Annotated in this window: 12 protein-coding genes and 1 tRNA gene; 11 read left to right on the plus strand and 2 right to left on the minus strand. The window is 50.3% G+C overall.

What is annotated here, in order from left to right:
• Positions 1 to 21 precede the first annotated feature (21 nt).
• The 5 genes from C5S61_RS04170 to C5S61_RS27050 all read left to right on the plus strand — a co-directional run bounded on the left by C5S61_RS04170 (position 22) and on the right by C5S61_RS27050 (position 6,597).
• Positions 22 to 2,676 carry a GAF domain-containing protein gene (locus C5S61_RS04170; RefSeq protein ID WP_110513836.1) on the plus strand — a complete coding sequence of 885 codons (2,655 nt, stop codon included), beginning with the start codon at positions 22 to 24 and terminating at the stop codon, positions 2,674 to 2,676.
• Positions 2,677 to 2,792: 116 nt separating this feature from the next.
• Positions 2,793 to 4,109: an LCP family protein gene (locus C5S61_RS04175; RefSeq protein WP_110513837.1), complete on the plus strand. Its 1,317-nt coding sequence runs from the start codon at positions 2,793 to 2,795 to the stop codon at positions 4,107 to 4,109.
• 58 nt (positions 4,110 to 4,167) lie between these two features.
• Complete coding sequence (locus C5S61_RS04180; protein WP_110513838.1) at positions 4,168 to 5,025, plus strand: DUF5656 family protein; 858 nt, start codon at positions 4,168 to 4,170, stop codon at positions 5,023 to 5,025.
• A complete protein-coding gene (locus C5S61_RS04185; protein ID WP_110513839.1) occupies positions 5,022 to 5,645 on the plus strand; it encodes an L-threonylcarbamoyladenylate synthase in 624 nt (207 codons plus the stop codon). The genes C5S61_RS04180 and C5S61_RS04185 overlap by 4 nt, the downstream gene beginning before the upstream one ends.
• Positions 5,646 to 5,973: 328 nt before the next feature.
• The gene (locus tag C5S61_RS27050; RefSeq protein WP_205701359.1) at positions 5,974 to 6,597 is read left to right on the plus strand and encodes a zinc ribbon domain-containing protein; all 624 of its coding nucleotides are present in this window, start codon (positions 5,974 to 5,976) and stop codon (positions 6,595 to 6,597) included.
• Between the two features lie 238 nt (positions 6,598 to 6,835).
• Here the strand turns inward: C5S61_RS27050 and glmS are convergent, their stop codons facing one another.
• Together glmS and C5S61_RS04205 are read right to left on the minus strand one after the other, a co-directional pair.
• Positions 6,836 to 8,680, minus strand: coding sequence for a glutamine--fructose-6-phosphate transaminase (isomerizing) (gene glmS / locus C5S61_RS04200; RefSeq protein WP_110513842.1), 1,845 nt, complete (start codon positions 8,678 to 8,680; stop codon positions 6,836 to 6,838).
• Between the two features lie 791 nt (positions 8,681 to 9,471).
• Positions 9,472 to 9,547, minus strand: a tRNA-Gly gene (locus C5S61_RS04205).
• Positions 9,548 to 9,704: 157 nt separating this feature from the next.
• On the opposite strand from C5S61_RS04205, the gene C5S61_RS04210 reads away from it, so the two are divergent.
• The 6 genes from C5S61_RS04210 to C5S61_RS04235 all read left to right on the plus strand — a co-directional run bounded on the left by C5S61_RS04210 (position 9,705) and on the right by C5S61_RS04235 (position 20,204).
• Positions 9,705 to 11,597 carry a serine/threonine protein kinase gene (locus C5S61_RS04210; RefSeq protein ID WP_110513843.1) on the plus strand — a complete coding sequence of 631 codons (1,893 nt, stop codon included), beginning with the start codon at positions 9,705 to 9,707 and terminating at the stop codon, positions 11,595 to 11,597.
• A gap of 98 nt (positions 11,598 to 11,695) precedes the next feature.
• A complete protein-coding gene (locus tag C5S61_RS27380; protein ID WP_164689220.1) occupies positions 11,696 to 13,507 on the plus strand; it encodes a protein kinase domain-containing protein in 1,812 nt (603 codons plus the stop codon).
• A gap of 123 nt (positions 13,508 to 13,630) precedes the next feature.
• Positions 13,631 to 16,447: a hypothetical protein gene (locus tag C5S61_RS04220; protein ID WP_110513845.1), complete on the plus strand. Its 2,817-nt coding sequence runs from the start codon at positions 13,631 to 13,633 to the stop codon at positions 16,445 to 16,447.
• Positions 16,448 to 16,574: 127 nt separating this feature from the next.
• Complete coding sequence (locus tag C5S61_RS04225) at positions 16,575 to 17,078, plus strand: TadE family protein (RefSeq protein ID WP_110513846.1); 504 nt, start codon at positions 16,575 to 16,577, stop codon at positions 17,076 to 17,078.
• A 19-nt stretch (positions 17,079 to 17,097) separates the two neighbouring features.
• The gene (locus tag C5S61_RS04230; RefSeq protein ID WP_110513847.1) at positions 17,098 to 17,640 is read left to right on the plus strand and encodes a TadE/TadG family type IV pilus assembly protein; all 543 of its coding nucleotides are present in this window, start codon (positions 17,098 to 17,100) and stop codon (positions 17,638 to 17,640) included.
• 53 nt (positions 17,641 to 17,693) lie between these two features.
• The gene (locus C5S61_RS04235) at positions 17,694 to 20,204 is read left to right on the plus strand and encodes a VWA domain-containing protein (protein WP_110513848.1); all 2,511 of its coding nucleotides are present in this window, start codon (positions 17,694 to 17,696) and stop codon (positions 20,202 to 20,204) included.
• The last annotated feature ends 40 nt before the right edge of the window (positions 20,205 to 20,244 follow it).

Consider the following 20,244-nt stretch of genomic DNA (forward strand, 5'->3'; position numbering starts at 1 on the left):
CCGTGCCCAAAAGGATGCGCTATGCAGAAAACGTCTACGCCTCAATTGCGTCAATTTCTGATTGATAATGCTGAGCAAGTGATTGCGCGTTGGGTGCAACGACTCAGTAGCGTTGTGCCCAACCACGGCAGTCAATTTCCCTCGGTGCATGTGCGACGTTTATATGAGTTGCTGCTGACGTTACCTACAGAGCAAACCGACATCGAAGTGGCTTTGGTCGAGTTGGGCATCGATTGGCAAGCCTTTGAATTAACTACCTTGATTCAGCTGAGTTTTCAATTGCGCCCAGCAATTGTCGATGTGCTGCAAACCCACAAACTTACGCGCTGGCAATCGTCAAACGAGCTTGATCAATTGGTTGAGCGCTGTACGATTTTGCTGACTAACCACCACAACACCACAGTGCAAGCCGAATTGCGCGAACAAGTTGCCCAAGCAGAATATTTGCTCGATCATCAAGCGCAAATGGCTTCCGAATCCGATTATTTTGCCTTGCAAATGTCAACGCTGTATGAGCTTTCGCAAGCCATGAGCGCCTCGCTCGATCGCGAAATTCTCGAAGATATTGGCCCGCGGATTCTTTCGGCATTCACGGTAGAACGCTGTGCGATTGTCTTGCGCATCGACGACGATACGTGGCTAATTGAACATGCTTGGGGTGATGATTGGGCTGGGTTAACTGGCCAGCCACTTGATCCGCAAAACTTGCCTGATGCCCTCAAATTGGCGACGGCCCAAGGCATGGTGCAACTGCAACCAGTCATTGAGCCTGCCAGCACCTCGTGGATGATTGCTGGCCAAGGCGCGTTGTTTGTGCCGCTGCGCCAAGAAAAGCATGTGCTTGGTTGTTTGGTGGCTCAAGGCTCAACCCTCATCGAACGTATCGACGATGTGATGATGAATCTTTGGCGTACCGTCGCCAACCAAGTTGTGGTTACGCTGCAAAATATTCGGTTGTATAGCACGGTGCAGCAATTGAACGCCGACCTCGAACGTAAGGTTGACGAACGCACCGCCGAATTGAGCGAAGAACGCGATCGCCTCGAAGCGATTGCTGATATTGCCCGCGATATTTCGACTCTCGAAATTGATGTGCTGCTGAATCGGATTTTGCAGGCCCTCGCCAATTTGACTGGCGTACATCATGGCTCGGTCATGCTGATCGATGCGGCAACTGGCTTGTTGGTTGATCGCGCAACCTTGGCTGGGATTTCGCATGTGCTTGGCTCGCGGCGCTTCCAAATTGGCGAAGGCTTGGTCGGCTGGATCGCCCAACATCGCCAGCCAGCCTTGGTTAACGATGTGACCAATGATGATCGTTGGGTTCAAGTTGATGCCTTTGGTCAAGAAGTTGGCAAAAATACTGGCTCTTTGGTCGGCATGCCGCTGATCGCTGGCGACGATATTGTGGGCGTGCTGATGCTCTCGCATCCAACTCCGCACTTTTTCAATCAAAGCCATATGCGCTTGCTCAAAGCGATTGCTGGCGAAATTGCCATCGCAATTTATAACGCGCAGCTATACGAATATCTGGCCGAACGCACAATTAAGCTTTCGACTATGTTGCGCCATCAAGAAGAAGTTTCGAGCCAGAACAACGCTATTTTGCAATCGCTCAACGATGCAGTAATTGTGTTTAATCTTGATCGCAATATTATTTTGGCCAACGCTGCCGCCGAATCGATTCTTGATCGGCCACTTGATGAGTTGGTGACCCAAAGTTTTGACGAGTTGCTTGAATCGTTGCAGATCAAATTGCTAGGCGATCCGCTGGGCATGGTGTTGAGCAACCCCGATTCAGCCCAAACCCAAGATATTATCATCAAGCGCGGGACGCAATCGATTAGCGTGACCTTGGTTCCGGTGATGACTGAGCGCGGCGAATTGCTTGGGGCTTGTTTGATTGGCCGCGATATTACCCGCGAAGTCGAATCAGATCGGCTGAAAACTGAGTTTATTGGCACGGTTTCGCACGAGTTGCGCACGCCGATGACCTCAATCAAAGGCTATACCCAATTGCTGGCCATGGGTTCGTTGGGCGAAGTTAACCCAACTCAGAAGGAATTTCTCAACACAATTGCTCACAACTCAGAGCGCATGATCGCGATCATCAACGATTTGCTGGATATTACCAAGATTGAAACTGGCAGCGTTGAATTGCAACTGGCGCGTTTGATGATTGCCGATGTGATGAGCAGCGTGGTTGGCAATGCCCGAGCTGAAATTAGCCAACGCCAGCAAGAATTCTCGCTGAGCCTCGCGCCCAACTTGCCAACAATATGGAGCGATATGGAGCGCATTCGCCAAGTGGCCTCGAATGTGCTTTCGAACGCGATCAAATATACGCCGAATGGCGGCAAAATTAGCGTGCGTGCCTACGAAATCAACTTCAACGATATTCCAGCCAAGCAACGCGATGGCTTGCCAGCTGGGCGGCGCTACGTGGCCTTGGCCGTGAAAGATAGCGGCGTGGGCATCGATGCCAGCGAGCACGAAAAAGTGTTTGAGCGCTTCTATCGCACCGAGAATCCCTTGAAGATTGAGGCTGGTGGTACTGGCTTGGGGCTTTCGCTGGTACGACCATTAATTCAATTGATGGGCGGGCGAATTTGGCTCGAAAGTGCGGTTAATCAAGGCACAACATTTACGTTTATTATGCCAGTGGCCGTTGATTAATCGTTGTTGAATGCGCTTGATTGAAAAACGTAGCTGCTGCGTAGGCTACGTTTTTTGCATCTTCTGGGCGAGCAACCTATAATCAAGCGACGAACAAGCATCCTCAAGGACCTTGCATGGAATGTCAAGACGTGCGCCTCCAACTTGCGGCAGGAATTCGTCCGGCGGTACGTCCGCCAGAACGCGCTCAACTCGGTTTCCACATTGCCAATTGTGCCGATTGCTTTGCGCTGCTCGAAGTATTCAAAGTCGAAGAGCAGCGGCAATTATTAACGAGCCTGCTGGCCGAACCGGTTGTTGCTACGCCAACACCTAACCAAGCACATGTCAAATCAAGCAAGCGGCGCTGGCCATTGGCGGTGGTTGCTATGCTTTTGCTGCTGGGTTTGGGCGGCGGTTGGTGGTGGTGGAGCACGCCTGAGCAAGTGGTTGGGGTGCAAGCAGAGCCAAGCACAACCCCGCAACCAGTGGTTGCTGGCGGGCTGGGCGAGCCAAATAGCCTGCCCGTGATTCAGCCAAGCGCCACGCTGGAAGCAACAGTGCTGCCCCAAGCAAGCGCAACCATTCAGCCAAGTGCAACTGCTAAACCAACCAACACTCCACGCCCAACCGCCACCCCGCAGCCTTTAGAGCAAATGACGATTGCGATTTTGGGTTTAGATCGCCGGCCTGGTGAGACGGAGCCAGCTCGGGCGGATGCCCTATTAATTTTGCATCTCAACCCAAATAGCCAAACAGCGGCCTTGGTTTCCTTGCCGCGCGATTTGTGGGTAGCCTTGCCGCCAGAATATGGCTTCTCGGTCAAACTCAATGCTGCCTATATGTATGGCGAGGGCGATAACAACGATGCCCAAGCTGGGGCTGAATTGGCCCGCCAAACCTTGAGCACCACGATTGGCCAGCCCATCGATGCGGTCATAGTTACCACCTTTGAAGAAATGATCACGATGGTCGATTTGATTGGTGGGATTGAGGTTGATGTTGCCAAGGAAATTTACGATTCGCGCTACCCAACCTTTGATTATGGCTATATGGAAGCGCACTTTTTGCCAGGCGTGCAGCATATGGATGGGGCAACTGCCTTAATCTATAGCCGCACCCGCCATGCTGATAACGATTTTGAGCGTGGCAAACGCCAACAACAGGTATTGCTGGCAATTTTTGCCCGGTTGCAACACCTAATTCAAACCAATGATAGTGTGGCTAGCATCGAATTGGTTAGCTCGTTGTACAATACCTTAGAATATACGAGCATCGATTTGCCAACGATTTTACGTTTGGTGTTGGCGCTCCAGAATTTCCAGCCAAGCACGATTCAGCGCGAATCGATTGACTTAAACTATGGCTATGAAACCAGCACCAGCGATGGTGCTTACATTATTCAGCCTGATTTGCCCGCCATTCAGGCTCGCATTGCCGAATTATTCAAGTAGATTATGCCAAGCATAATCCTAGCGATAGGCTAGCCGAGCTAGGCTATCTTGATAGCATATGAAACTAACACCGCGTTTTGACCGCATCTTGCCACTCATCAGTTTGGTGGTTTTGGGCTTGATGGTGGTCTTCCTGCTCGAATCCAACCCCGATTATCCCTTGGTTGCGCGCATCAGCAACGACCTACCAGTGATTTCGGTGGCGTGGTTTATTATCGCCTTGCTGGTGATCATCATTAGCACTGGGGCCGATTTATTGGCCAAAGCCCATCCTGCGTTGGAGCATCGCGAACTCTTGCGTTTGCCAGGCCCGCTCAGCAAAATCGAAATTGTGCCCTTGTTTTGGGTCTTGCCATCGGCGGTTGTGGTTGGCTCGTTTGCCTTCTTTCGGCTGTTTCAAGAAACTCTGCAAGGCACAGCCTTTATTTTGGTGTTGATCGTTTGTGGCGGCTTGCTGCTTGGTACATTGGTTGCGCAACACTATGTGCTTGATCGCGATACTGAAGTGCGCGACAAAGCGCGGATTGGCCTGCAAGCGGTGGCCTATCTGGTGGCATTTGGCATGTTCAGCGCGATTGCCAATGCCCACTATCGCATGATTTTCACTGGTATTTTGGCATTTAGCGCCAGCGTGCCCTTAGCCTATCGGCTTTTAGCGCGCAACGTCAACGATCATCAGCGGCCTTTATCATTGGCCCTAACTGTGGTTGGGGTAGTTATCGCTGAGGCTGCGGCGATGCTTAGCTTCTGGCCAGCGCCATTTTTGATTGTTGGCACGCTGCTGACCGCGCTCTTTTATGTGATGATGAATCTGTTGCATCATGCCCAAGCTGGCACGCTCAATCGGCGCATTGGCTGGGAATTGGGGATTGTTGGCGCAGTTGTATTTGTGATTTTGACCGCGACAACCTTATGATGACCGAGCTTGTAGCCTTTGATGATCATGGGCTGGCTTTGGCTTTAGAGCGCTTGCAGCAAGGCCAAATTCTGTGCTTTCCCACCGATACCGTTTATGGCATTGGTGGCTCGGCCTTGGATGCTACGGCGCTTGGCCAAGTTTTTGCGGCCAAAGCGCGTCCGGCGACGGTAGCCTTGCCAGTCTTGCTGGCTGATATTGGCGATCTGACCAAAGTAGCGCACACTATTCCCGATTTGGCGTGGCGTTTGGCTGAAGCGTGGTGGCCAGGTGGCTTGACGCTTGTGCTGCCAGCGATCGCCAATCTACCCAACATATTGACTGCTGGCAAAGCCACCATTGCAGTGCGCGTGCCGAACCATGCTCAATTGCGCAAGTTGATTTGCCAATTTGGCACGCCAATTGCCGGAACCAGCGCCAATTTGCATGGCCAGCCAACGCCAAGCACCGCCCAAGCAGTTGCCAATCAACTAGCTGGACGAGTGTCGTTGGTGCTCGATGGTGGCATTGCGACCGGCGACCAGCCTTCAACGATTGTTGATTTGAGTGACGAGCGACCTAGCATTCTACGCCATGGCGTAATTTCTGCGGCCCAACTCAGCCCTTGGTTGGAAGCCTAAACCGCTCAAGGGCTGAGCCAATCCACCAGCATAGGTGCTAAAATCATTGGGTAATGGGGGCGGCATAGGCAGTCCATCAGTTAAAGCCAACGCGCCATGATGTCCTTTGGGTGCAAGTCCCAACGTCTCCACCAAATCCTCATTTTCCCTTTCCAACGAGCTTAAATCACCAAATATAAGGATCAAGATTCAATGCACCGCTGAAGGTTCGTAATCAATTTGGTTAGGTACTCAGCATATTGTCGTTACATTGGATTGTTATGCATGTGATGCTATACTATTACCTACGAGATGGCATTTATTTAACCCTATCAGGGAAGGGCTGTGTATGAAATGTTATGAATGCGGCGGATCGGTGGTTACTGGTGCTCGTTTCTGTCCTGACTGTGGTGCTCCATTTGCTCAGCAGATGGCTGTTGAAACACGGGTATTACCACCACCAATAGCTGCTTATCCTGCTCCGATGGCACAACAAACGATGACTTCGCCCGTTCAATACACACCACAGCCCATGGCGCACCAATACCCAACCTATCCCCCCCAACAACAGCATTCATATGCACCATATCCCCAACCGCCGTTACCGCAACAACATCCAGCTTATCTCCCACAGCAAGCGGTATATGGGGCATATCCTCAGCAGCCAGTTAATGTCAATATCTATAATACGAATCAGCAAGCACCAATGGTTCCTGTAATGCCCGTAGCGCCGATAATTGTAGGCTCACAAAAAAGCGTAGGCTTATCCTTAGTCTTGACGTTTTTGTTCGGGCCATTAGGCATGTTTTACTCGACCGTTGGCGGAGCCTTGACGATGATCGTTATAACATTCATCGTATCTGCACTAACGTTTGGAGCCGGTCTAGTCATTGCTTGGCCTGTCTGCATGATCTGGGGAGCTGTAGCAGCAAGTCAACATAATCAGCATATCATTATTGGCCATCGCTACTAGACTACGGGTTGTTAAACTATATATGGTGCGCCACAAGAATATGGCGAACCATAGCCTAAACCCAGTTGCTCCTAAGCAGCCAGCACTATCCATTGCAAACAATCTGGATAATGTTCAAAAGAGCACTTGATTAACTCAGTAGGCAAATTTCTGTATTTGGATACTAAAACGCCCCCACATCTATTCGAATGTGGAGGCGTTTTCTGTTTTATGCTACAACAATCGTATTTGCTAAACCCTACTCAACCGTTACCGATTTGGCGAGGTTGCGTGGTTGATCCACGTCTGCGCCGCGACGGACGGCCATGGCATACGAGAAGAGTTGCATTGGAATCACGTTCAATACCGCTGCCAGTAATGGCGTGGTTTCTGGCACTTCGATCACATGATGGGCCTTGGATCGCACAAGCTCATCGCCTGGATTAACCAGCGCAATCACCTTGCCACCACGCGCCAGCACTTGCTCAACATTCGAGAGCATCTTTTCATAAACATGATCTTTGGTTGCGATACAAATCACTGGCATGCGCTCATCGATCAAGGCAATTGGGCCATGCTTCATCTCGCCAGCTGGGTAGCCTTCAGCATGAATATAGCTAATTTCCTTCATCTTTAGCGCACCTTCGAGCGCAATCGGAGCATTGACCCAACGCCCAAGGTAGAGCATATCGGTTGAGTGATGATACAAATCGGCCAGTTGATCATACTGGGTTGTGTCTTTGAGCATGGTGTCGATCTTGGCCGGAATTTCGATCAGCGCTTGGATGTGCTCGCGAATTTCGGCGCTGGTGAGCGTGCCACGGGCTTGGGCCAAACGTAAGGCAAAGAGATAGCCGGCCATCAACATTCCGGTAAAGACTTTGGTCGAGGCCACCGAAATTTCTGGCCCTGAGTGAATATAGATTGCGCCACCATCGGCTAAACGCCCAGCCTGTGAGCCAATTGCATTCAAAATGGCTACGCTTTTTACGCCTTGTTCACGCGCTTCGGCCATTGCCGCCAAGGTATCGACGGTTTCGCCCGATTGGGTTAAGGCCAATAATAAGGTGCGTTCGTTCATCACTGGATTACGATAGCGAAATTCTGAGCCATAATCGACTTCAACCCGTACCCGAGCCAAGGTTTCGATAAAATATTTGTTGATCAAACAGGCATGCCAAGCAGTACCACAGGCAACTGCATAGATACAATCAAGCTTTTGCATTTCTGCATCGCTCAAGCTCAGGCCGTCCAAATCAATCCGCCCAGTATCAATGTCAACGCGACCGCGCAGGGTATCAGCGGTCGTGCGTGGTTGCTCGAAAATTTCCTTATGCATAAAGTGCTTGTAGCCACCTTTGGCTGCTGAAACTGGGTCCCAGGCAACGGTAGTGGTAGTTTTGCTGATTGGCGTGCCATCAAGCTTGATGTATTCCACGCCACTGGAGCGTACCAACGCCATCTCGCCATCTTCTAAAAACACCATTTGTTGGGTGTAATCGACAATCGCTGGCAAATCCGAGGCGACAAAATTTTCATCATCGCCATGACCAATCACCACTGCCCCAGCATTCCCAATGCGTGCCGCCAAAATCAAATCGGGCTGATGTTGATCCATTGCCACCACCGCATTGCCGCCGCGTAATTCACTCATTACTTGGCCAAAGGCGCGTTGAAAATCGCCATATTCGGCAGTATACAAGCCAAGCATCTGGGCAATGACTTCGGTATCGGTTTGCGAATGAAAGCGAATGCCCTGCTCAATCAAACGGTTTTTGAGTTCAAGATAATTCTCAACAATCCCATTTTGAATCACCACCACGCGGCCACTATTATCGCGATGCGGGTGGGCATTGGCTTCGGTTACTGCCCCGTGAGTTGCCCAGCGGGTGTGGCCAATCCCTTGATGGCCAGCGGTTGGCTCTGTATTCAAACGGCGGCGCAAATTGACCAGCTTGCCAACCGAGCGCCGCATTTGAAACTCAGCATCCTCTAAAATGGCGATGCCTGCAGAATCGTAGCCGCGATATTCCAACAACTCCAAGCCGCGCACAATCACATCGGTTGCTTCGCGCGGGCCAACGTATCCAACAATTCCACACATAAAATCTATACTCCAACAATTAAAAGTAAGCTAAAACACAACATAGCACCACACCGCACCAACCCGTGTCGTCAATGAACGGGGGTGGGGCATGCTGCTATGTAACTGGCCACAAGGTGTTGATTGTGCTTGCTGTTGCCAGCAAGTTTTGCAACACCCTTTTGGGCTGTGGTGTACCCAAGAGGCATCCGCTGATTATTCGCTTTTCCCTACCAACCGAGCCAAGCCTGTTTCCGTGGGCAGCAGCGGGAAGGCTATTCGAGCCGCCAGCCTCACGCACCAACTTGGAGTTTGTAGGTTAGCACTCGCCCTGCGGCGAGGAACCTCTACCTCGTTTTCTGAATCGCAGCGCACCTTGATTCAGACCGTTGCGCTTAAATTGGGTAGCTGTGATTGCTCCTTATCCAATGCTTGGCCATCTGCCACGCTTGGGGCATTATACTGCATATTGCTATTTTGCAAAGTGTGCTGGGCCGTTGATCTACGAAGGACACGAAGAGCACGAAGGGCAGTAAGGGCTATAGGCTGAAGGTTTTTGGCTTTTGATCTACGAAGAAGCATCCGAAGATTGTTTTTTAGCCACGAATTGCACGAATTCCACGAATGAGTATTTTTTAGCCACAGATTGACACAGATTTGCTCAGATTGATTATTCCTATAGCCTATAGCCTTATGTTCTATGCTTTTTGTTCTTATTTTCAATTTTTGATTTCTGACTTTTGGTTTGCTCTATGTTCTATGTTCTATATTCTAAACAAAAAAACACCCCATTGGAATGGGATGTTTGTGGATGGAGCGGGAAACGGGGTTCGAACCCGCAACCTTCTGTTTGGGAAACAGATGCGCTGCCAATTGCGCCATTCCCGCTCATCAAGCTCTGTGAGTATACTCAAAAGCAGCCAAGCTGTCAACCATAGGCTAATTATTAAAAAGCACTGCCCAACAAGCAGATACCGTTAAATGTATCGAACTAAATATGGTACACTAGCGCCATCAGGCTATTTTTCTTCGTGAGAGGGCAACGATGAGTGTTCTTCAATCAGGTGTTTTGCTCAACCACCAATACGAAATTATTAAAAAAATTGGTGGTGGTGGAGGCGGAAATGTTTACGAAGCCCTTGACCAAAATTTAGGTCGCCGAGTTGCGGTCAAGCATTTAATTCTGCCAAGCAATGATGCGATCAAGCATTTTAAAAAAGAAGCGCGTTTATTAGCCAGCCTTGAACACCAGAATTTGCCGCAGGTCTATAATCAGTTCGAGGAAGGCCCAGGCCATTTTTTGGTCATGGAATATATCGAAGGCACTGACCTTGATCAATATCTGCGCGATCACGCTGGCCCTTTGGCCTTAGCCACAGTTTTAGCTTGGGCCGATGATCTGCTCAAATTGCTTGAGTATCTGCATACTACCCCGAAAGAGCCAGTTATTCACCGCGACATCAAGCCAGCAAATATTAAATTGAGCACAACTGGCCAATTGAAATTGATTGATTTTGGCTTGGCAAAAAGTGATTTATCAACCCAAATCAATAATGTGTATATGAGTGTTCGTGGCTATACCTCGACCTACGCGCCCTTAGAGCAACTGGTGCCCAAAGATGATGAGCGCACCGATCAGCGTAGCGACTTGTATGCCTTTGGCGTAACGCTCTATCATTTGCTGACTGGTAGCGTGCCAATCGATGCTAACAAAAAGCAAATTGATGCGACCAATCGCTATGCAATGGTCATCCAGTCCAAGCCCGACCCAATTCTGCGCCCAAAACAGCTGAATCCGACCATTCCTGACTATGTTGATGCGGCTATTATGCAGGCGATTACGATCAATAAGGCTGATCGTTTTGGCTCAGCAGCAGAATTTCGCCAGGCATTAAATCCTTCGCCGGTTGCTAAATTTGGCTCAAGTTTTGCTGGTTTGCTGAGTGCGCGGCCTAAATCACAGCCTGCGGCTAGCAAATCAAGCCAAGCATCAACCAGCCAACGTAAGCAAACTGCAAACTCAACCAGCCAACGCAGCCAACCAGTTCAGCCAATTTCAACCCCGCAAATTTCGCGCCCAGCAAGCGATCATTTCGAACCACCAATTGCGCCTCTGCCCAACCCAAAGCCCAAATCGATCAAGCGCTTCGTTCCATTGCTGGCCTTGCTTTTGCTGGGCATGGGTGGCGGTGGCTGGTGGTGGGTTAAGGCCAATCCTAGCATCAACCCAACACCCTCGCCCAACCAAAATAATCAACTCAATGTATATAATGCAGCGCCAAATTCAGCGGCAACAATGCCTTCTAGCAGCAGTGGCAGTGCTGCGCAACCAACCACAACCTTAGGCCAAGCAACTGCCACCTTAGCGCCTAACGCAACTGCAACCTTGGAGCCAAGTGCAACTGCAACCTTGGAGCCGACAATTGCAGTTGTTGTGCAGCCAACTGCCCGTCCAGCAACCGCTCGGCCTGTTTTGCAACCAACTCAACGGCCTGCGCCACAGCCAACCAATCCACCACCGCCACCATCCGATCGCGATGGCGATGGCGTGGTCGATGCCAACGACCCTTGCCCAGACACCAATGGCCCGAACAATGGCTGCCCTGCGCCGCCACCACCAGATCGTGATGGCGATGGCGTGGTCGATGTCAATGACCCTTGCCCAGATGTGGCTGGCCCGAATAATGGTTGCCCTGCGCCAGTCGAAGTTGCCGACCGTGATGGCGATACAATTCCCGATGATCGTGACGACTGCCCGAATGAGCCAGGCGATCCATCACGCCGTGGCTGCCCGAAACCTAAAGATCAACCAACCAATCCACCGCCAACTAATACGCCACGACCAGAGCCAACAGATGTACCGCAACCAACAGTGGCACCAACCAAGGAGATCCCACCAACCCCGAAGCCAAATGTTCCTCCTACACCTGGCCCATAGTAAAAGCAAAATAGGCTATAATCGAGCGCGTAGCCTTTCACAGCTTCAAGCATCCCTCATGCTACGCGCCTAAATCAATGAAACAGTTGAGGCACGCTATGTTTCCAAATGGCATGATCCTAAATGAAACCTATGAAATTCGTGAGCGGATTGGCCATGGCGGCGGTGGCGCGGTCTATGCCGCCTATGATATTAAGTTGCGCAAATTGGTGGCAATTAAATATCTGCACCTTGAGGGCGACCATGCAATCAAGGCGTTTGGCCACGAAGCCAGTTTATTGGCCAATTTGCATCACCCTAGCTTGCCCAAGGTCTTTTTGCACTTTAGCACCAACGATGGCCAATTTTTGGTGATGGATTTGATCGATGGCGACGATTTGAGCACCTTGCTTGAACGCCAAGGCGGCCCGCTGCCAGTCGAGCAAGTGCTTGGTTGGGCCGATCAACTGTTGAGTGTTTTGACCTATCTGCATACATACTATCGCCAGCCGATTGTGCACCGTGATATTAAGCCAGCCAATATTAAAATTACGACTCGTGGCGAATTGAAATTGTTGGATTTTGGCTTGGCAAAGGCCGAAATTTTCACCAATATGCGCAGCGCCATGCATAGCGTTCATGGCTATACCTTGACCTACGCGCCGCCTGAGCAGATTAATCAAGAAGGAACCGACCCACGCAGCGATTTATATTCGCTGGGCGCAACGCTCTATCATTTATTAACTGGGCGCACACCAACCGATGGCGATGGCAAAACTGCCGATGCTTTAGCGCGAACTTTGGCACTTGCCAAACGTAAGCCCGACCCAATTATTGCGCCAAAATTGCTTAATCCTGCAATTCCTGAGCATGTCAATCAGGCAATTATGCGTTCGCTGGAAATTGATGCTGATGAGCGCTTTGCTTCTGCAGAGGAATTTCGCCAGATCTTAGCCCAACCCTATACGCCAATTAACCCTGCCCAAACCCAAATTTTGCCAACTACAATTCGCTCACGGGCAATCACTGGGCCGCCCAAACAAGCGTCAATTCGCGAAAGTAGCCAGCCTCAATCGCCAATTAGCACGCCAAAAAGCAACTATCCGGCCCAAGCAACACCTGAACCAAGCGTGCAAGCGCAGCCAAAACCCAGCTTCAAACGCTTTCTGCCAGGCTTGTTGGGCTTACTATTGGTGGCGGCTGGCGGTGGTTGGTGGCTGAGCCGTGATGAGCAAACGCCAATCGTCACGCTTAGTCAGGCTACCAACACGCTTGTGGCTGCTCAACCAAGCCAAAGTCTATCAACCACAACCGGAATAAATGCTGTTGATAAGCCAACCATCACCTTGGGTGTGGCTACAAGCGCGCCAACGAGCATTGCCGAAGATGTGGCAACCACGACCGCTCAGCCTGATCAGCCAACCACTGCTGCGGTACAGCCAAGCGCTCAGCCAGCAACGGCCCGTCCTGCAGTGCAGCCAACCAATCGACCTGCTACTGCTCGCCCTGCGCCAACCAATCCGCCAGCATTTCAACCAACCAATCCACCAGTTGTTGTGCAGCCAACCAACGAGCCGATTGTGCAGCCAACCAACCAGCCAGCGCCAAGCGATCGCGATGGCGATGGATTTAATGATGATGTTGATGGCTGTCCCGATGTGGCTGGGCCAAATAATGGCTGCCCAGCTCCGATTGAGCCAACCCAACCGCCAGCAGTACTTGATCGTGATGGCGATACGATTCCCGATGATCGCGATGCCTGCCCGAATGAGCCTGGTGATCCATCACGCAATGGCTGCCCGAAGCCAGCTGAGCAGCCAACCATTCCACCACGTCCAACAGATGCACCAGTGCAACCTACGAGAGTTCCACCAACTGTTGTTCCAGAAGCGACGAAACCACCACCGCAGCCACCAACCGTTCGACCATAATTGACATAAGCCCAGTAATTCAAATGGGTTGCTGGGCTTATTGCTGCATTCAAGGCGCAGAATCAAGTATAATCGCTGCTGTTTACGATGCCATGTGGCTCGATCGGTTGTGAAGGAAGCACTATGCAGTTGATTCTTGGTTTGCTGTTAGCCCCAGTTTTGCTTTATCTGCCTGGCCTCGTTTGGGCGCGCTTTGGCCATCGCACGAGCGATTGGCTTGATCGCCAATTTGAGCGCATGCTGGTCAGCGCGCTGTGGACTGGCTGGTGGGGCTTGGTTTTGGCAAGCCTTGGTTGGTATAGTTTGCTGCATTTAGTGCTTGGCACTGCCCTATTTTGCGGGCTTGGTTGGTGGCTTAGCCACAAATTTGGCCTTGCTCCACTAGAACTTATTAAAGCCCGCCCACGCTGGGAGCGTTGGGTTTTTATCATCATATTGGCAATTTTTGCCGCAATTGTCGCCCGACCTTTTGAAACCGTCTTGGGTGGGCGTGATGCAGGCATTTACACAGTTACTGGCTTTGCGATCGAGCGCACGGGCAGCATTGTGCAACATGAAGCCTTGGTTGCTGAGATTGTGCAAGCCATGAATTCCACTGATCGCACGATTTCTGAGCCAGCCAAACAAGCCTATACCAACCTGCTTGGTAAGCAAGATCCAGCGCGTTTTCTGAGCACGCGCTTTCATCAACCGAGCTTTTTTATGACCGAGGAATCGGCGGCTGCTGGCAAATCGTACCCCAATAACTTTCACCTTTACCCAACCTGGATCGCCATTTGGACGAGCTTATTTGGCGTGTATGGCGGTTTGTTGGCAACTGGCTATTTGGGCTGGTTGGGCGCATGGAGCGTGGCCATGGTTGGGCGGCGGGTGGTGCGGGGCAAGGCCAGTGCTTGGATGGCTGTGTTAGCGCTGGCCCTCATCAGTCTCAACAGCTTGCAAATTTGGTTTAGCCGCTATTCAACTGCCGAAGCAGGCGCACAATGGACGGTTTGGAGCGGCTTGGCAATGTGGGCAGCCTATAGCCACATCGAGCCAAACCAGCGCAGTAGCCGCCGTGGCCTTTGGTATGCAGCCATCTGTGGCATCGCGCTTGGTCAATTGGCCTTGATGCGGCTCGAATTCTATTTCGGGGTTTTTCCTGTTGTCTTATATTTGGGCGCGGCCCTGATTCGGCGACGTTGGGGGCGGGGCGAAACAGCAATGGCCTTGGGCTTGGGCACGATGTTGGTGCACGCTGCAATCCACATCAGCACCATTGGTTGGCTCTATTTTATGAACAATACCTGGGGCAAGTTTCAAGATTTTGCGATTATCTCGCGCTTGGCGCACCCGTTTTATCCGCCAATTTTGCAAGATCGACGTGGTAACAACGCTAAAGCTTGGATTTTAGAGAGCAACAGCCGTTTAGCGCTTGAGTTAGCGATCGTAGGAATTGGTTTGCTGGCGCTTTGGGCTTTGTGGCGTTTTCCGCGCTTGTTGAATTGGGTTGAAGCCCAAGCCCAACGTTGGCAACACTGGTTATTGGGTGTGGTGGCAATTGGCCTTGTGTTGTTTGCAAGCTATGCCTATTTTATCCGGCCACAGCATCTTTCAAGCGCCGCCCTTTTGCACCCAATTGAGCATGCCAGCACTTGGAATAGCTATATTGGTGGCATTTTGCCGATTCCTGATGTTAAGCCTCGCCAAACGGCGATTGCTTATGGCAATATGGTGCGCTTGGGCTGGTATTTCTCGCCTTTGGGCATTGGCTTGGGCATTGCTGGCTTGGCACTCTGGATTTGGCGCGACATGAATCGGCGCTCATGGATGATTTTGCTGCTTGGGATTTTGTATGGCGCGTTTAGTGTTAATGATTCGTATGGTACTGCTGAACAAGCCTATATCTATATTGCGCGGCGCTTTTTGCCCGGGGCCGTGCCAATGCTTAGTTTGGGGATGGCGTGGCTTTTGGCCAAAGGCATTGTCCGATCAAACAAGCTTTTGCGCCTAACCAGCGGGCTGGCGGCGGCGGCAATGCTGCTGTTTTTTATTGCAACTGGTTGGCGCACGATTGCCCATATTGAATATAAAGGCGCTTTGGCTGCCCTAACTGAACTGGCTAGCAAAACCGAGCCAAATGCAATTGTGCTCATGCGCGGCGGCGATCGCGATTCCTCGACCAATATTGCCACGCCAATGCACTACTTGTTTGATCGTGATTATTTGGTGGCCTACAGCGACGATCCCACGCCCTACCGCGATTTATTGGCCCAACAAGTGCGCAATTGGCAAGCCCAAGGCCGCCCGGTCTATCTGATGCTTGGCTCGCGTGGTGGCATGCTCAATTTGCCAGGCTTTCGTTATGAAACCGTCGAGATTTTTGATTTGCCATTAAAAGAGTGGCAACAATTGCAATTGCAAAAGCCCTTTACTGCTGGCGATATTCGCTTTACCTACCGCATCTATCGGCTGGTACCTGATGCTCAGCCGATTAGCGGCCAGCAAACGATTGCAATTGATGATTATCGCTGGCAGCATAGCGGGATTAACCCGGTCGAAACCAATCCCAAAACTGGCCAGCGCTTTACATGGACAGAGGGGACTGCACGGTGGATTATGCCCGCAATCAAGACTAGCTCAAATCTCAGCTTTAGTGTAGGATTAGGGTTAGTACCACCAAGCCTCGTAAACCAACCAGTTGAGCTTTGTTTAAGTGCGAGCTATTTGATTAAGCAGCCGATTAGCCAAGCATTGGGTTGCCAAAGCTTAAGCAGCAGTGAGCCAACCACGCTAACCTGGAAGCTGCCTGCGCTGCCAGAGCACGATTGGTTATTGCAACTCAGCCTAAGCCGCACCTGGAGTCCCAACGATTATGCTGCTGAATACCCAAGCCCGCCGAATGATGCCCGCAGCCTTGGGATTCAATGGAGTGGCACAGTCTGGCAGATTGATCAATAATAGCGCAAGCGAATTCTTAAACAAAAATTGGTACTATCGCACTATAGGCGAATCGGTATTGACCTGTGTATACTGACCTTAGCTCCAAACGTGGAACGTATGCGCATAACCAACACGGGAGGTATGTATGAAACGAAAGTCGCGAGGGCAAGCCCTTGTTGAGTTTGCCTTGGTTTTCCCCCTTATTATGACGTTCTTATTCGCATCAATTGAGATGGGTTTTTACGTTTATTCCTGGTCGCAAGCCAACTACGCTGCGCGCCGAGGAGCTGAACAAGCTTCATCAGGGCCACCAATAAGAGCACTTGCTGATTATCATACAGAGCCTGATGAATGTGTACGCTTGATTCGGGCAGCTGCCATCCGCACCACAATTGGCATCCAAGCTTCAGATGTTAGGATAGGCTATAAGCTTCAAGCCAATGATACTCGGATTATTACTGATTTAAGTAATCCAACGATTCATCGCAAAGCTGGCAATATTATGCAGGTGCAGGTGATGTATGACTATCGGCCTCTTACCCCAGTTGGTGATTTATTCTTATCTGGACGGCGGATTGATGCAACCTCGCGCCGCACGATTGTCCGCTACGATTTTTCGAGTATTGACCCGCTTTCGGTTTGCCGCTAATCAATAAGGATACCTGACGATGCTCAAGCTTAAATCAAAGCGCAAACAAGCAGGCCAAGCCTTAGTTGAATTTGCGCTAACCATAACAGTCTTATTCTTCTTTCTTTCAGCAATTATTGATTTTGGTTTAGCCTTTTTTGCCCATCAGGGTTTGAAGGGTGCAGCCTACGAGGCCGTTTCGTATGGGTCATTGTTCCCACTGCGCAGCGATGGAACGATCAATACCCAAGAAATTCGCGACCGCCTTCGCTATGAAAGTGGCGCGCTCAACGATCTTTCAGGCGGCAATGGCTTACGTTTTGTCAATTTATTTGATCTTGATAATAAGAATGGTGATGATCCAGAAAGTGTTCAAGCAGACCGGATTAGAATTACCTTCGTCAGAAGCCCAGTTCCAAATTCTGTACCGATCAATTGTGCTAACCCAGCAACGATGATGCGCCAGTTTTGCGATATTCGGGTTTCGGTAACCTACACCTACCGTCCATTTTTTTCCTTTGCTTGGTTGTTGGGCTCAGACACAATCAGTTTGACCGCGACCCAACAACATACCTTACCCTAGTTAATTACCTATCACGACAGTGGTATTGAGCTTTATTTTACGGAGGATTGGCTATGAACTTAAGTCGCATCATGCGACGTGTAGCCCAACCAGTCGCAGGACAATCATTAGTATTCTCTGCTATTTTGTTCTTCGTCTTGATTGGTTTTGCTGCACTAGCCATTGATACAGGCGAGGCGTTTAGTCGCCAACGCCAACAACAAGCAGCTTCGACTGCTGCTACCATCAGTGGTTTGGAAGCGTTGGGTGTTGGTGGCGACGATAACGCCGTTGTGGCTGCAATCAAAGCCGCCTTGGCTGCGAATGGGATTACCAATGCCGAACCAGTCGTCGGTGATTGGCCAGTCCTCGACCCCGATTTAAATTACTATCGGGCTTTCTATACCCAACGTGGTTCACGGGTTGAATATCCGGTTGGCACGTTCAGCGGTAGTGTCCCACCTGAATTCAATGGCATTCGGGTAGAAGTTCGTTCGGCGCGGAACACGATTTTTGCCCAAGCTTTAGGCGTTGAGACTCTCGAAGTTTCAGCCGATAATAAAGCAACTTGGTGCCAATGTTCAACGTATGTCTTCCCAATTGCGGTTTCGACCGACAGAATGCTGGGAACCTTGCCAGGCCAAAGCGTTACCCTGACATGGACAAAAAACAAAGTTCTTAATGCTGTTGACGAAAAGAACCACTTTGTTTGGGCTGAATGGACGGCTGGTACCGATGTCAATCAGCGCTTGAAGGAATCCTTGGGCGGTAGCGGTGATTTGATCAAAGGGTTTACCGAAACTAACCCTCCAGCTGGTTATAGCAATGCTAGCAATAATGGGCTCGTCAACAACGAGGACTGGGTTAAGATTTCGGATAGTACGCTCCTGCCAGGCGATTTAAACTCATTGATGACTGCGCTAAAGACTGGCAAGCCAATTTTGCTGCCAACCTTTAGCAAACTCAACTATACAGGCAGCACAAACCCCAAATATACAAGCTTCCGTTCAGGTGGCTTTGTACGGGTGATCTTGACAGGATTTGGTACAAACACTATTACGCTGCGCTATGTTGATGCGAATGCCAACTGTCCATGTGTCGATGTACCACAACCAACACCATCAGAAGTCAAGCTAGCGCTTGATCAAAAACTAATCTGGTATCTGCCAACTGTTAATACGACGAGCTATGATATTGCCTTGGTGGTTGACGTTTCTGGTTCGATGAAATGGTGCTGGAACACGAAAACAACCTGTGGCACGAACTCCAACGCTCGCTGGTATTTGGTTAAAGAGTTCTTACGCAAGTTCTCGTATAAGATGCTTAATGTTTGGAATGCCCCAGCAGGCACAAACATGAACAATCCAACATTATTCCCAGGCGAAGAATTAACCGGTCAAGGTGGCGATAACCGGATTTCGGTTATCCGCTTCAGCGACAATGTTAACGCTGATAGCCCTTCATTTGGCTTCGTCAATTCACCGACTGGCACTGATCCACTTAGTGTTAAAGCTCGTACCGACCTGATGAAACCCAAGATGACCACCTTTATTGACTGGATCACCTCTGGTAACATGGGTGGTAGTACTGCTGGCGCAGCAGGGTTGGATGGCGGTATTCGCTACTTTGATAATGTCGCTGCTGATACACGCAAGGATGAACTGGGTCGCCCAATCAAACTGGTTATAATGATGTTGACCGACGGTTTGACCAACGTGATGTTCGAAGGCAACAAAAAGTTTAGCCAAAATACCCAGCTAATAGAGCACCGAACTTCTAGTAACACGTCACCTAAGTATTGTAAAGATCCGCGCGATCCAGGCGCTAGTAATCCGGGCACAAAAGGCCATCCTGATTTTCCAGTTACCGACTTGCCTGATGTGCAAGCTAACTGTCCATGGAATGGTGAGGGTTCAAGTGCTGGGTATGCTCGTGCTCCGATTGCCTCGCTGATCCAAGTTGCTGATCGCGCACGTAATCGCGCAGCACCCAAGCGACCAATTACCATTCTTGCCATCTTGGTGGGTGACCAAGAGCGATTTGGGCTTGCAGACTTACGGATCGATCGGATTGCTTCAAGTGGTGGGGCATTCTACGCCAAAGATCCAAATTCGTTTAACAATGCACTGCGGGCAATTATTGCAAGCTTAGCCATACCGTGTTATCCGCGTGATGCACTGATTCCGGCAGCTTCGGCCAAGGTTACCGTTCGCGATAGCACAGGCGCAGTTGTTGCTGGGATGGGCAATATGCAGGCTGCAACTGATGGTACTTTGATCTTTACCATACCCGAGCCAGGCAACTATAGTTTCATCGCTGAGCGCAGGGTAACGGCTTGGAGTGAATTCCCCTTGGGTGCAGGCGAAGTAATTGATCCAAACCTGTATAAGGCTCCACGCGACCCACGCTTAGCTGGCACAACCTACTTGCCCCAACTGTACAATCGCCTGCAAGCAGCAGAGGATATTGTATATCGCAATGCAATCCCATTCAGTATTCCTGAAGATGCTGAAGGCACGATTGATTTGGGCAAATATACTATGATTATCGCTGAGAACGAAGCCTTCAAAGGTGTCTGTCCATAATAGGCTAAGTTCTAGTACAATTATCGAGAGGTCATGGAAT

It is taken from the genome of Herpetosiphon llansteffanensis, from assembly GCF_003205875.1.
GTDB classification, from domain to species: domain Bacteria; phylum Chloroflexota; class Chloroflexia; order Chloroflexales; family Herpetosiphonaceae; genus Herpetosiphon; species Herpetosiphon llansteffanensis.